This is a genomic window from Rhizobium sp. CECT 9324, from assembly GCF_918741265.1.
Lineage (GTDB): Bacteria > Pseudomonadota > Alphaproteobacteria > Rhizobiales > Rhizobiaceae > Allorhizobium.
Window position 1 is genome coordinate 1448243 of record NZ_CAKKMZ010000001.1, and the last position, 14745, is coordinate 1462987.

Consider the following 14745-nt stretch of genomic DNA (forward strand, 5'->3'; position numbering starts at 1 on the left):
GATGAATATCGCTGTCACCCAGTATCGCCATGTCGATGAGATGCGTCCCTGGTCGGACCGGGAGCACATGCTCGAATGCGTTGCCGTCACGCCGGAAGCCCCCGACGTGATGACCTTCACCTTCCGGCCGAACAAGCCGGGCCTGTGGTTCCGCTACCAGCCCGGCCAGTTCGTCACGCTGGAGATCCCGGCCTCGCCGGAACCGGTGATGCGCACCTATACGCTGTCGTCCAGCCCGTCGCGGCCCTACACGGTGGCAATCACGGTCAAGGCGCAGAAGGATTCGATCGGCACCCGCTGGATGTTCGACAACCTGAAGCCCGGCATGGCGCTGAAGGCGATCGGCCCGCTCGGCGATTTCTCCTATGCCCGCCATCCGGGCAAGAAATACCTGTTCATCTCGGCCGGCTCCGGCATCACCCCGATGATGTCGATGAGCCGCGACATGGGCGATCGCTCGCCCGACAGCGATATCGCCTTCCTGCATTGTGCGCGTTCGCCCGACGACATCATCTTCCGCTGGGAGCTTGAGGCCAAGGCGCGCGACATGCCGCATTTCACGCTCGGCTTCATCATCGAGCAATTGGGTCGCGGACAGCTCTGGTCGGGATTGAAAGGCCGCATCGACAAGGCGAAGATCGCGCTTCTGGCCTCTGATTTCCTTGAGCGCACTGTCTTCTGTTGTGGACCGGAGCCGTTCATGGCCACGGTTCGCGAGGCTTTGTCCGGCGCCGGCTTCGACATGAGCCAGTATCACGAAGAGACCTTCCAGCCGGCCAAGCCGCAACTGCCGATCGTCGTCGCCGACCATTCTGATGGCGAGCAGCCGACTATGGTGACATTCGCCATGTCCGGCAAGGACGGCCTTTGTGCGCCGGGCCATACCGTTCTGCAGGCGGCCCGTTCTGCCGGCGTGCGCATCGGAGCCGCCTGCGAATCCGGTCTCTGCGGCACCTGCAAGGTGCTCAAGATTTCCGGCGAGGTCGAGATGGAGCACAATGGCGGCATCCTCGATGAGGAAATCGACGAGGGCTACATTCTGGCCTGCTGTTCGCGCCCGAAAGGCGATATCGAAATCGAGGCCTGAAGGTCGCAGGTCTGTTTTCAAGAGGCGTGCCGCATTGCCGGCACGCCTTTTGCGTTTCATCCGGGATTTGCGCCCGGCGCATGGCCTTCGTCATGACTTTGTTTCGATGGAACAATTTCCTCTCAGCCCCGTTAACAGGCAATCGCGGTCGCTTGGTCGCGGCCATCGAAACAGGCGGCGGCATCAGTTTTAGAATAAAACCAATGTTAATGCTGGGTTCAGGATGAAGCCGTTAATTTTCGTTTCAGGATCAGCAGTCTCAAGGCATGGGCCGGGACATAATGCTGGTCGCGGAAAACGCAGGGAGAAAGTCGCATGAAGACTGCATTCAAACGTATGGCCGGTCTCGTACTGGCTGCCGCCGTCGGCTTTACCGGCATCGTGCCGGCACAGGCCATGAGCCTGCCGCGTGCGCCGGTCGAGGCAAGCTCCGACGTCGCCGAGGTTCAGTACCGTCGTCGTGAATATCGCCGTCACTATAACCGCGATCATTATCACAACGGTCACCGTGGTTACTCGCATCGTCGCCCGGGCTATCGCTATCACAATGGCGCCTGGTTCCCGCTTGCGGCGTTTGCAGCCGGCGCGATCATTGGCGGTGCTGTGGCCTCGCAGCCGCCGCGCGCCAGCGCCGGTGGTATCAATCCGAGCCACTACCAGTGGTGCGCCAACCGCTACCGCTCGTATGACAGCCGCAGCAATACGTTCCAGCCCTACAACGGTCCGCGTCAGCGTTGCCTGTCGCCCTACTATTGAGCCAATACCTCTCTGATCGGCGTGCCCGAACAGCTCGCCCCGTCAGCGCTTCAATACCCGGCCTCGTGCCGGGTATTGTCGTTTTGGCCAATGCTGGTCTTGCCACACGCTGGTTTGGGCCAGACGCAGACGCGCATTTACTTAGAGAATGCCCGCCCGCCTGAGCAGATACCAGGCAGCGGCGATTGAGACCGCGATGAAGCCGATGGCAAAGATCGTGCCGTCGGCCTCGGCGGCGAACGGCAGATTGGATGTGTTCATGCCGAAAAAGCCGGTAACCAAGGAAGGCGGCAGCAGGAACGCGGTCATCAGCGACAGGATGTAGAGGTGTCGATTGGTTTCTGACGACAGTTTCGAATCGATTTCTTCATGCAGCAGCCGGGCGCGCTCCTGCAGGGCATGGACGTCGTGATCGACGGATTCCAGCCTGGCTGTCAGCCGCTGTGCCACTTCATCGAAGCCGAATGGCATGTCCTCGTCGTCGCTGGCCGCCGCGCGGCGCATCAGCGACAGCATGGTGCGCAAATGCCGGTAGAGCCGGACAACCACACGCCGCACCGGCGCCAGCCTGCGCCGCTCGTCACGCAATTCGCTGTCATAGACGACATCCTCGATCGCGTTCAGCTCCTCGGTCAGGTCGATCACCACCGCGATGATGCCACGCTGGAATTCGGCCACCAGCGTTTCGAACAGATGCATCGGGCTGCGATATTTCGTGGAATTCTTCTCGACTGCGGCCCGCACCCGGTCGAGCGAGCGGATCGGTTGCAGCCTGGTGGTGATGATGTACCGTTCCCCCAGGGCAAAGTGCAGCCAGCCGAGATCGCGTGTCTCCTTGTCGAACTCGCGCTGAAAATCCACCAGCGTGCCGAACACCATCTGGTCGTCCACCGTCAAGGCGGCGTGCGTGTCGTGTGTGGTCAGCACGGAACGCGCCTGCTCCGTCAGCCATTCGAAACCGTCGAGCAGGGCGCCGACGCGCGCATCCGCGATGTTCAAATGCAACCAGAGAAATCCGGGACCTTCGGCCAGCATCGCAGGCGTGACCTCGGCTGAAAGCCGTGTTGCCTGGCCCGAGACCGGATCGATCCGGTAACCCCAGACAAGGCCCGGCAGGGCATGGATTGCATTGAGCATGGGCGGCTGTCCTTCGAAGCTGTATGCGGCGGCGAGACCTATGCGGGCGGAGAACGCAAAAAGCGCGCCGGTTTGCCGGCGCGCTCCATGATGGTTCATGTCGAGGGCTTAGCCAATCCTGGCATTGTCCTCTCGCTTGACGGCGACGATGGTCGAACGCGGCAGCTTGCCTTCGCCATCCGGGAAGGGCGCGCCCGGATGCTGGATGCCGACAAACATCGTCCGCTTGTCGCCCGTCCAGGTCATGCCGGTCACTTCGCCGCCTTTCGGGCCGGTGAGGAAGCGTTCGATGCGGCCGGTTGCCGGATCGCCGGCAAGCATCTGGTTGTTGCCCTGGCCGACGAAATCGCCTTCGTTCGAATCCTCGCCATCCGTCTGGATCCACAGCAGTCCGGTCGAATCGAACATCATGCCGTCCGGCGAGTTGAACATGTTGCCGGAATTGATGTTCGACGAACCTGCATAGGCATCGCCCTTGTGCACGTCCGGATTGCCGGCCATGACGAACAGGTCCCACTTGAACTTGCCGTCTGCGTGGTCGTCGTTTTCCGGATACCAGCGTACGATCTGGCCGAACTCGTTGCTTTCGCGCGGGTTGACGGCACTGATTTCCATCACGTCGCCACCAGCATTGGTGCGCATCTTGCCGTCCTTCAGGACGCCGCGATGGCTGTTGTTGGTCAGCGCGCAATAGGCTTCGATGGCGACCGGGTTGACCGCGACCCATTCTGGACGGTCCATCGTGGTCGCACCGACCTTGGAGGCGGCCTGGCGGGTAAAGACGGCGATCTCGTCTGCCTTCATGCCGGTGGTCTCCGGCGTCAGCGCCAGCCATTCGCCGGTGCCTTCGTCGGAGAATTTCGCGACAAAGAGCGTGCCTTCGTCGAGCAGCGTCGATGTGTCGCCGCCCGGGACATAGATGCCGGCGGAGACGAACTTGTAGAGGAACTCGCCACGCTCGTCGTCGCCCATATAGACGACTACACGGCCGTCGCGGGCAATCACCACGGCGGCGTTTTCATGCTTGATACGGCCAAGCGCGGTGCGCTTGATCGGGGTCGAGGATGCATCCGTCGGATCGATCTCGACGACATAACCGGCGCGGCGCGGTTCGTTCGGATTTTTCGACACGTCGAAACGCTCGTCGAAGAGTTCGTAGCCGTAGCGCGTCTCGGCAACGATGCCGTAACGCTTGTAATCGTCAGGCATTTTGAAGTCGGCGACGGTCGAGCCGAAGTAACCGTTGAAGTTTTCTTCGCAGGTGAGATACGTGCCCCAGGGCGTCTTGCCGGCGCCGCAGTTGTTGAAGGTCCCGAGACAGTCGACACCGTTCGGATCGGCAGCCGTCTTGACGAGGTCCGAGCCGACAGCCGGACCGGAGAGCTTCATCGGTGTGTTGTGATGGATGCGGCGGTTGAACGGGCTGTCGAGGACGATCTGCCAGCCGTCGGAACCTTCAGCCACTTCCATCACGGTCACGCCCTGCATGTTCTGCAGGATCTTCACGTCGTCGAGACTTTTCGGCATGCCCTTTTCGTTGTTGGGCAGGTTGGTCTCGTTGTTCACATATTCGTGGTTGACGGCGATCACCTGATGGGTGCCGACGACGAAGCTCTCCATGCCGTCGGTATTCTCGCCGAACACCTTGTCGGAGGCTTCCAGCGAAACGCCGTTGACCGGATCGATATCGGCGACATTGGAAAACAGCGGCTGGCCCCACTTGGCGAGCGGCTTCCAGCTATAGCCTTCCGGCACATGCACGGTGGCGTCGGTGGCAATGGCGATCGGCTTGAACGGGAAGCGCGATGCGGCTTCCTGGGCCTGTGCGGATGTCGAGGACATCAGGTTGCCCACCGAGCCCATGGCAACAGCAGCCGAACCCATGGCGAGTACACCGAGAAAGCCGCGGCGCGAGACGGCGCGCTCGACCACGCGGTCGAAATCGGTCACGGCCGGCGGCGGGTTGTGCAGTTCGTCCCATTCATCCCAGGACAGATGGTTCGTGTTCGTGTCGCTCATGGTTGACCTCCGAGGTTGGATTGGAATGGTTCCAGCATTTGGGTTAGTCAGTGGCGATGACAGACATGTGACGAATGGGGGACGCGCCGCTACATCGCGCATGCCTGAAACACCGATGGCGCAGCGCTCATGCTATGGTTTGCAAGGCCCTAGGCAACAGATGCGGCCACAAATGATGATCGCGAAGAGGCGTGACGGGTGCCGGCTCAAGGGCTGCGTTCATGCAAATAGTTTGACGTTTACGTAAAAATCAATTAGCCAAAGTGGGAAGCTTCGCACATCCCGGGTGGGGGATGATTGCGGGCAGTTGCACATGAGATGTGGAGGAGAATGCCATGTACAAGGCGCCCGTGGAGGAGATTGCGTTCACCTTGAAGCATGTGGCCGGTCTGGCCAAGGCAATTGACGAGGGCAAGCTCGGCGACCTGAGCGACGATCTCGTTGATGCCATTCTGTCGGAGGCTGGTCGCTTCGCGTCTGACGAAGTCGCACCGCTTGCCGAGATCGGCGACACCCAGGGTGCCCGCATGGTCGACGGCAAGGTCATCGTTCCCGACGGCTGGGCCGATCTTTATCGCCACTGGGCCGAAGGCGGCTGGAATTCGCTGACCGCTGCGGAAGAATTCGGCGGCCAGGCATTGCCGCATATGCTCAATGTAGCAGCGCTGGAAATGTGGAATTCCGGCTCGATGGCCTTTGCGCTCGGCCCCACGCTGACCATGGGCGCAGTCGATGCGGTTACGGTCCACGGCGCCGACAGTCTCAAGCAGACCTATCTGCCGAAAATGGTCTCCGGCGAATGGACCGGCACCATGAACCTGACCGAGCCGCATGCCGGCTCCGACCTCGGTGTGATGAAATCGCGCGCCGAGCGTCGTGATGATGGCACCTACCGCATCTTCGGCCAGAAGATCTTCATCACCTGGGGCGAACACGAGATCACCGAGAACATCATCCATCTCGTTCTCGCGCGCCTGCCCGATGCGCCTGCCGGCACCCGCGGCATCTCGCTCTTTCTCGTGCCGAAATTCCTCGTCAACGACGACGGTTCGCTCGGCGCACGCAACGATCTCCATTGCCATTCGCTCGAGCACAAGCTCGGTATCCACGGCTCGCCGACCTGCACGATGATCTACGGCGACGGCAAGTTCGGCGATGAGCCGGGTGCCATCGGCTATCTTATCGGCGAGGAGAACAAGGGCCTGAATTGCATGTTCACGATGATGAACAATGCGCGTCTCGCGGTCGGTATGCAGGGTGTGGCCATCTGCGAGGCCGCCACCCAGAAGGCGGTTCAATATGCAAAGGACCGCACCCAAGGCAAAGCCCCTGGCTGGACGGGGCAGGGCCAGACCGGCGGCATGAGCCCGATCATCGAGCACCCGGATGTCGCCCGCATGCTGGTGACGATGAAGGCTTTGACGCAAGGCGCGCGTGCCATCTGCTATGTCTGCGCCCACGCCACCGACATGAGCCACCACGAGGCGGGTGATACGGCCCGTCACTGGGCCGAGCGCGCAGCCTTGCTCACCCCGATCGCCAAGTCCTTCGCCACCGATGCCGGCGTCGAAGTGGCCTCGCTCGGCATCCAGACCCATGGCGGCATGGGTTTCATCGAGGAGACCGGTGCTGCCCGCTTCTGGCGCGACAGCCGCATCGCCCCGATTTATGAAGGCACCAACGGCATCCAGGCCGCCGACCTCGTCACCCGCAAACTGCCGCTATCGAACGGCGCCCAGGTGCGCGGCTTCATCGATGAGTTGCGGGACATCGTCGCGGCGGTCCGTGCCTCCAACCTCGACGGCTTCGGCGAAACCGCAGACCGTCTGGACGCAAGCCTCGCCGATCTGGATGAGACGACGGAATGGCTGCTCTCGCAGTTGGCTGCAGGCAACGCAAGTGCTGCACTCGCCGGTGCCACGCCTTACCAGCGTCTCTTCGGCCTGGCGCTCACCGGCGTCTATCTCGCCAAGGGTGCACTCGCCGACGAGGAACACGGCCGCGACCATCGCCTGGCGCTCTGCCGCTTTGCCGCCGAAAACATCATCGCAGAAACCGCAGCCCTGAAGGACCGCGTCATCAATGGTGCTGCGAGCCTGGAGGCGGCACGGGCTTTATTCGCTTAACGCTCCACCTCCCCCTTGAGGGGGGAGGTCGCCGCAAAGCGGCGGGTGGGGGTGACCCCATTGCAAATCCCATCGATTGCCGTTGTTCACCCCACCCCGGAGCTGCGCTCCGACCCTCCCCCTCAAGGGGAGGGTGGGGATCACCTCAGGAACCCGAGATGACCGACCACATCCAGATCACCCGCCCAGACACCCATCCCGGCGTCCTCGTCCTGCGCTTCAACCGGCCGGACAAGAAGAACGCCATTACCCAGGCCATGTACCAGAAGCTCACCGCCGGTCTGCTCGAAGGCGAAGCCGACGATCAGGTCCGCGCCATCGTCTTCCTCGGCTCGGAAGGCTGTTTCTCGGCCGGCAACGACATGGCCGATTTCCTCGGTTTCGCCATGGCCGGCGCCGTGGGTGAACCCGCCGCCTTTGGCCTTTTGAAGGCGCTGACCGAGGTCACCAAGCCGCTGGTCTCCGGCGTCGACGGCCTCGCCATCGGCATCGGCACCACGCTGCACATGCATTGCGACCTCACCGTCGCCTCCGACCGCAGCCTGTTCAAGACCCCCTTCGTCGATCTCGCCCTGGTGCCGGAAGCCGCCTCCAGCCTGATCGCGCCGCGCATCATGGGCCATCAGCGTGCCTTTGCCATGCTGGCCGCAAGCGAAGGGTTTTCCGCCGAGCAGGCGCGAGAGGCCGGCCTGATCTGGAAAGTGGTCGCGCCCGCAGACGTCGAGGCCGAAACCCTGAAGATAGCCGCCGCGCTCGCCGCAAAGCCGCCGGCCGCAATGAAGATCGCCCGTGCCCTGGTTCGGGGCAATCCGGACGAGGTGCGTCAACGCATGCAGGAAGAGCTGGTGCATTTTGTCGCCCAGCTGAAGAGCACGGAAGCCCGCGCCGCCTTCGAGGCCTTCATGAAAGGACGCTAGGCTCGGGTCGCACTGCGGAAATAAATGACGTTCGTCAGTTTATTTGCCAGCGTGAGCTTTTGCTTAAATTCCTCTTAATTCTCTCGACCTATTCATGGGTGAATGGCGATCCAAAAGAATCGCGGCATCGACATGAGGTTGCATGCTTGTCACACCATGACCCAATGGCAGTGTCCGGCCCGGCTGCATCTGCATGCCGAAATGTCGGATGAGAATTTCAGGAATTCCCGTGAGCGCCCGTTCCAATCTGATGACCAAAATCCTGCTGGTCGCGTCCCTTGTGGTCGTGGCCGCTCTGACCGGTTTCTCGGTCTATATCGATAGCCTGCAACGCCGGGCCGCCACCGATGCGGTGGAAAGCGAGATCAGTTCCTCCGGCCTTCAGGCATCGCAGAGCATCGCCAACTGGCTGGGTGCCCGCGTCATGCTGACCGAGCTGGCCGGCAATGCGGCCGCCAAGGCGAGCGACGCCGCCGGCATCACCGCGGCCTTCGACAATCCCGTGCTGATCCGTGAGTTCATGTCGACCTATGTTGGCGACGAGCAGGGCGTGTTCACCTCCGTTCCGAACCAGCCGCTGCCGGAAGGCTACGATCCGCGCAAGCGCCCGTGGTACCAGGATGCCGTCAAGGCCGACAAGATGGTCCTGACCGACCCGTATGCCGATGCATCGACCGGCAACCTGATCATCAGCGCCGCCATGCCGGTCAAGCGCGACGGCAAGCTCTTCGGCGTCGCCGCCAGCGACTTCTCGTTGACCTCCCTGGTCGACATGGTCAAATCCGTCGACATGGGCGGCAAGGGCTCCGCCTTTCTCGTCAAGGCCGATGGCACCATCCTGGTTCATGCCGACAATGCGCTGGTGACCAAGAAGCTGGCTGATGCCTTCCCGGCCAACACGCCGACGATCGGCAGCGGCATCAGCGAAAGCACATTTGCCGACAAGTCCGTCCTGGTCAGTTTCCTGCCGATCAAGGGCCTGCCGATGGGCGACTGGTATCTCGGCGTCACCGTCGACAGCGACCTGGCCTATGCCAGCATCGGCCAGTTCCGCGTGGCCGCCACCATCGCCACGATCATCGGCGTCATCGCGATGACGGCGGTGCTTGCAGCACTGCTTTCGCGGCTCGTCGTGCGTCCGGTCGTCGATATGACCGGGGTCATGGGCAAGCTCGCCGGTGGCGATGTCTCCGCCGATATTCCGGGCACCGACCGCGTCGACGAAATCGGCCAGATGGCAGCCGCCGTTGCCGTCTTCCGCGACAATATCATCGAGCGTGGGCGCCTGGCCCGCGAGGCGGATGAAACCCGCACGATGACCGAACAGGAGCGCCGCGAGCGCGAAACGATCAAGGCTCGCGAGGCCGAGCAGGTGTCGTTCGCCGTGCAGGCTCTGGCCGATGGCCTCGGTCGCCTTGCCAATGGCGATCTCGTCCACCGCATCGACACGCCGTTCGCCGGTGATCTCGATCGCCTGCGCGCCGACTTCAACAACTCGGTGACCAAGCTGCATGATGCGCTGGCCATGGTTGGCCGCAATGCCCGCGCCATCGACAGCGGCGCGACCGAAATCCGCTCGTCGGCCGACAATCTCGCCCGCCGCACCGAGCAGCAGGCGGCCTCCGTCGAAGAAACGGCCGCCGCCCTCGAGGAAATCACCACCACGGTCAAGGACAGTGCCCATCGTGCCGAGGAAGTCGGCCAGCTGGTCACCCGTGCCCGGGGCGGGGCGGAAAAGTCCGGCGAGATCGTGCAGCGCGCGGTCGGCGCCATGCAGGGGATCGAGAAGTCGTCCGGCGAGATCTCCAACATCATCGGCGTGATCGACGAGATTGCCTTCCAGACCAATCTGCTGGCGCTGAATGCCGGCGTGGAAGCCGCCCGCGCCGGTGAGGCCGGCAAGGGTTTTGCCGTCGTCGCCCAGGAAGTCCGGGAACTCGCCCAGCGCTCGGCCAATGCGGCGAAGGAGATCAAGACGCTGATCAGTGCATCGGGAGACCAGGTGCGTGCCGGTGTCGAACTGGTCAACCAGACCGGCCAGGCGCTGGACGTCATCGTTCGCGAGGTTCAGGAGATCAACGGCCATGTCAACGCGATCGTGACCGCGTCGCGCGAACAGTCGACCGGCCTGTCCGAGATCAACACCGCCGTCAACACCATGGACCAGGGCACCCAGCAGAACGCCGCCATGGTCGAGGAACAGACGGCGGCAAGTCATGGTCTGGCCACCGAAGCCGCAGCCCTGACCGGTCTTCTCGCCCAGTTCCGCATCGATGAGCGGGCAAACACGCAGGAGCCGCGTCGTCGCTACGCGGCCTGATCCCGGTTTTCACCCTGAAACGCAGAAACGGCACCCATCGTGGTGCCGTTTTTTTGCCCGGAGTTTGTTCGTCGGTTCAGTTTCTGTTCACCGGTTCTGCCGATAGTGATCGCACAAACGTTCGTCTCATGCGTTTATCGAGATGAAGAGCGAAGTATTAGAGGTCGCCATGTTGCGTGCATTTTGCGTTTTCCTTTGCCTGGCCGTCTTGAACCTGCCGACCGTTTCCGGCTCCGCGATGGCAGGCAGCCGATCCAAGGCCGATTTCCAGTTGGTGAACGACAATCAGGATGTCATCATCCAGAGCCAGTCGAGACGCCAGAGGCAGCCGGGCGTCCGGCCACAGCGCTACTACTGCGTCATTCCCCCGTCAGGCACCCGCAACGGCGGTGCAGAAGCATCCTGCCCGGCCAGCTCCGGTCGTGTCGGCGAGCGCTGCCGCTGCGCCAATACGACCGGCACAGGCACGCTCTTCACCTATTGAGCCGCTCTCGTGACGTCAGCCGGCGCCGACCGGGTTGATGTCATCGACGAAGCGCACGAGGTCGGCCATGGTGAAATGGCCCGGCGTCTCGCCGGGCAGTTCCGGCACCCAGTTTGATCGCTGCCATAGGAAGGATCTGTCGTCCCCATGCACCAGGCCGAGAAAGGTCTCGGCGATGATCGTCGAGCCGACAGGCCCGAGCCGCTCGCCATGGTGCAGCTGTTCCGCTTCCTTCAGGATGTAATACCAGAGCGGCGTGCGCTTGTGAAAACCATGGGTTGCCGCCACCACACCATCTTCGCCGTCCGACAAGTTGGCTTGGCTGAGTGGGGCAAAGCCCATCGCAAGACAGACATCCTGGCCGGACGGCAGACCGATTTGGGCGCCGCGCCGGAGATTGCGGAATGGCAGGACGAATTCACGCGCCTGCGGTGTCGTCATGTCCGGCGGATGGCCGGGCAGTGCGTGCAGTTCCGGCACGATGAACGGGTCGAGCCGCCGAGACAGGTTGAGCGTGAAAGTCGGATCCGTCTGCGCCAGCGTGCCAAGTTCGAAGAACCGGCGCCAGTCGATCACCCAATTGGACGGCAGGCTGCGCAGCGGCCCGAGCGGTGTCGGCGGCACGTCCGGCGCGAGGTCTCCGACGATCTGACCGGATTTACCGGTGAAGTTGAACATCAGGTTGAGTGTGCCTTCGGTGATGCCTCCCGTCCGGAACACAGCATTGTGGCTGTAGGACTGGCGAACCATGGAATGGCCGAGCCGATAGGCAGCGGCAGCAAATTCCGCCGGCATGTAGGGCTTGGCGCGAAAACGGTAGAAGCGACGACCTTCCTGCTTGATCCTGCGGATCAGCCCGGGTTCGGTCAGCTTCTCGACGAAATCGAACATCACGATCCACTGGTAGTGCCAGGTCACGACCCGCCGCGCCTCGTGGAAGAGATCGAGGCCGGTCAGCCCCGGTTTGCTCGCCGCGATCCGGTCGACCACCTTGTTGTGGAATTTCAGCATCAGCAGGTGGAACTGCGCGACCAGCAGGTTCTCGTCATTGCGCTCGTCGAAGATCAGCGCATGGCCATGGCTGTTGCGCGGCAGGTCGTTGGGACGTTCGGGAATGCGTTGCGCAACGAGGCCATCGGATTCATGCGCCTTGCCGATCAGGAAGCGCGGCCCCGGCGGCAAGGATATGCCGTCCTTCGCATAGAGATAAGGGTGGATGCCCGGTCCGTCACCATAGAGCGAATCGAGATCGAGCGCCGGCGAGCGGAAATTGGTGGTCGCCAGCGGGTCGGCCTTCTGCTGCTTCAGCGGCGTCGTGTCGAGCGTGATGTCATGGTCGACGAACTGCCCCAGATAGGTATAGCCGGCCGGAATTTTCGGATTGTCTCCGTCGTCGCCCTTGGTGTCCTTCATCGCCAATGCCAGCTGGAACAGCGCATCCTCGTTGGCAACCAGCGGCGGCAGATGTGGAAACATCAGGCCGAACTTTCCCGGATCGGCATTTCCGGCCAGCGCCATCAAGGAGGCGCGTTTCATCCCGCGGACACCGTGTCCGTGCATGGCAATTTCCGACATGACAGTCTCCTGGTTCCCTGGCTCCCGGCTCCCTGGATTGTGCTCGAAGAGCGATACAATCATCGGATGAAATCAGTAATTGCGCAAGCAACCAAAATACACGCAAAAGAAGTATCTGCGTGTATCGAAAAATCTGGCGATTGACGGACGCTGAACCGCAGTTCAGCCCTTCGACAGCGTCACGACGGCTTCCACATGCGGCGACCAGAGGAACTGGTCGATCGGTGTCACTTGGTCGATCCTGTAGCCGCCGGCAATCAGGATTGACAGGTCGCGGGCCAGCGTCAGCGGATTGCAGCTGATCGCCACGACCTTTTTCACCTGCGATCTTGCCAGCTCGGCGCATTGGGCTTCGGCGCCGGCGCGCGGCGGGTCGAAGACGACGGCATCGAAATGCTTGAATTCCGAGGTCATCAGCGGCCGGCGGAACAGGTCGCGCCGTTCAACGCTGAAGGTCTTCAGGCCCTGTGTATTGCGGGCACCGTGATCCAGTGCCTTGATCGCCTTCTCGTCGCCCTCGACCGCATGCACCTGCGCCTTGCGGGCAATGCGCAGGCCGAATGTGCCGATCCCGGCAAACAGGTCCGCGACGCGTTTGGCCTTGCCGATATGGGTGATCGCGATCTCGGCCATCGTTTCCTCGGCCTCGAACGTCGCCTGGGTAAAACCACCCGGCGGCAGCGAGACGCGTGCGCCGCCGAAATCCAGCATCGGCTTGACCGGCTCGATGACGATTTCGCCATTTGCAGACACGCGGGCAATGCCGCGCAGCTTGATCACCGCGTCGCTGACGGCGCGGCGTTCGCGATCGCCAAGCCCACCACGCAAGCCGTCGAGGGAAATGTCGAGGCCGGTCAGCGTTTCGGTCACGGTCATCCGGAAGGCGTCCGATCCCGCAGCTCTGGCGATGACCTTCAGAGCGTCGAGTCGGGAAATGATCCCGTTCGACGCGATGGGACATTCCTCGATCGGCACGACATGATGCGTCTCGGCCTGGTTGATGCCGATGACCAGATCCTTTTCACGCCGGCGCACGGTAAACACGATCCGGCGCCGCTGATGGGCATGTGCTTCGACCATGTCAGCGACCGGCGCTTCGATGCCCTTCGATTTCAGCGCCGCAATCAGGATCTGTCGCTTGAAGGCATTATAGGCGGGTTTTGCCAGATGCTGCATCGAACAGCCGCCGCAGGTGCCGCCGACGCCGTCGGGGCCGAAATGTTTGCACACCGGTTCGATCCGGTCTGGCGAGGTCGTGGCGAAGGACATGATCGTGCCTTCACCCTTGACCCGCGCAATCGACACGGTTTCGCCGGGCAGGGCGAAAGGCACGAAGATCGGTCCGTTTTCGTCATGCGCGACGCCGTCGCCCTTGGCGCCGAGGCTCAATATGGTCACGGTCTCGGCGCTCATTCGGCGTCCTCGCCCGTTTCGTCATCTGCGTCTTCATCAGCGTCGTCGAGCGGCTTTTGGCCGGCGAGCAAAAACTCCACATTGCCGTCGCCGCCGGCGATGGGGGAGGGGATCATTCCAAGGCTGGTCCAGCCCATGTCTTCGGTCAGCCAGCGTTCGAGCTCGGCTGCCACCAGAGGCGCCGTTTCAGGTTCCTTCAGCAGCCCGGCCTTGCTGATCGCGTCGCGACCGGCTTCGAACTGCGGCTTGACCAGGAGCAGGCAGTAAGCCCCCGGCTCGGCAAGATCGAGCGCTGGCACCAGGGCCAGCTTGAGTGAGATGAACGAGACATCCGAGACGATGAAATCGATCGGCCGGTCGTCGATATCGTCCGGCTCCATGTAGCGGGCGTTAAGGCCCTCGATATTGGTCACACGCGGATCGGACGCCAGGCGCGGATGAAACTGGTCGTGTCCGACATCCACGGAGGTCACATGGGCGGCCCCGCGCTTCAGCAGCACTTCGGTGAAGCCGCCGGTCGAGGCGCCGACATCGAGGCAGTCGCAGCCCTCGGGCGACAGGCCGAAATGATCGAGACCGGCAACCAGTTTCAGCGCCGCGCGCGAGACATAGTCCTGTGCCGGATCGTCGATGGTGAAGGTATGCGTGGCGGCAAACACCAGGCTCGGTTTGCTCACCACCCGGCCGTCGACCTTGACGGTTCCGCGCTGGATGGCGTCGCGCGCGCGCGAGCGGCTGGCAAAAAGGTCGAGGGCGACCAGCAACTGGTCGAGGCGTTGGGGCTCTGGAAGATCTGTCATGTCCCGTCAATGATCCGAGAGGGCCTTCGGCGCAAGTCTTTTGTGCCGCGCACGCCAGCGGCTGCCGCATTTATGCCCTGCCGGTGCTTGATACTTGTCAAAAATGCGGAC

The 14745-nt window shown here is 62.5% G+C and carries 11 protein-coding genes; 6 read left to right on the plus strand and 5 right to left on the minus strand.

All coding sequences use genetic code 11. The annotated features are described in order from the left end of the window. The first annotated feature begins 1 nt into the window (after position 1). Together LQ231_RS07075 and LQ231_RS07080 are read left to right on the plus strand one after the other, a co-directional pair. Positions 2-1087, plus strand: a complete 1086-nt coding sequence (locus tag LQ231_RS07075) for a hybrid-cluster NAD(P)-dependent oxidoreductase (protein ID WP_230170807.1) — start codon at positions 2-4, stop codon at positions 1085-1087. Between the two features lie 315 nt (positions 1088-1402). Then, a complete protein-coding gene (locus LQ231_RS07080; protein WP_007597083.1) occupies positions 1403-1843 on the plus strand; it encodes a BA14K family protein in 441 nt (146 codons plus the stop codon). Between the two features lie 141 nt (positions 1844-1984). Here the strand turns inward: LQ231_RS07080 and LQ231_RS07085 are convergent, their stop codons facing one another. Together LQ231_RS07085 and LQ231_RS07090 are read right to left on the minus strand one after the other, a co-directional pair. After that, positions 1985-2980, minus strand: coding sequence for a CorA family divalent cation transporter (locus LQ231_RS07085; RefSeq protein WP_230170808.1), 996 nt, complete (start codon positions 2978-2980; stop codon positions 1985-1987). A gap of 108 nt (positions 2981-3088) precedes the next feature. After that, complete coding sequence (locus LQ231_RS07090) at positions 3089-4999, minus strand: PhoX family phosphatase (protein ID WP_230170809.1); 1911 nt, start codon at positions 4997-4999, stop codon at positions 3089-3091. Between the two features lie 335 nt (positions 5000-5334). Between LQ231_RS07090 and LQ231_RS07095 the strand changes: the two genes are divergently transcribed. From LQ231_RS07095 to LQ231_RS07110, 4 genes are all read left to right on the plus strand, one after another. Continuing rightward, entirely contained in the window at positions 5335-7125 is a 1791-nt protein-coding gene (locus tag LQ231_RS07095) for an acyl-CoA dehydrogenase (RefSeq protein WP_230170810.1), read from the plus strand. Positions 7126-7283: 158 nt separating this feature from the next. Continuing rightward, a complete protein-coding gene (locus tag LQ231_RS07100; protein WP_230170811.1) occupies positions 7284-8042 on the plus strand; it encodes a crotonase/enoyl-CoA hydratase family protein in 759 nt (252 codons plus the stop codon). A gap of 229 nt (positions 8043-8271) precedes the next feature. Next, positions 8272-10362, plus strand: coding sequence for a methyl-accepting chemotaxis protein (locus LQ231_RS07105; RefSeq protein ID WP_290371346.1), 2091 nt, complete (start codon positions 8272-8274; stop codon positions 10360-10362). A 169-nt stretch (positions 10363-10531) separates the two neighbouring features. Further along, a complete protein-coding gene (locus LQ231_RS07110) occupies positions 10532-10846 on the plus strand; it encodes a hypothetical protein (RefSeq protein ID WP_113140508.1) in 315 nt (104 codons plus the stop codon). Positions 10847-10861: 15 nt separating this feature from the next. On the opposite strand, the gene LQ231_RS07115 is transcribed toward LQ231_RS07110, so the two are convergent. From LQ231_RS07115 to LQ231_RS07125, 3 genes are all read right to left on the minus strand, one after another. Beyond that, entirely contained in the window at positions 10862-12421 is a 1560-nt protein-coding gene (locus LQ231_RS07115) for a heme peroxidase family protein (protein ID WP_230170813.1), read from the minus strand. A gap of 162 nt (positions 12422-12583) precedes the next feature. Further along, the gene (locus LQ231_RS07120) at positions 12584-13834 is read right to left on the minus strand and encodes a class I SAM-dependent RNA methyltransferase (protein ID WP_230170814.1); all 1251 of its coding nucleotides are present in this window, start codon (positions 13832-13834) and stop codon (positions 12584-12586) included. Continuing rightward, positions 13831-14634, minus strand: coding sequence for a TlyA family RNA methyltransferase (locus LQ231_RS07125; RefSeq protein ID WP_113140511.1), 804 nt, complete (start codon positions 14632-14634; stop codon positions 13831-13833). The genes LQ231_RS07120 and LQ231_RS07125 overlap by 4 nt, the downstream gene beginning before the upstream one ends. Positions 14635-14745 lie beyond the last annotated feature (111 nt).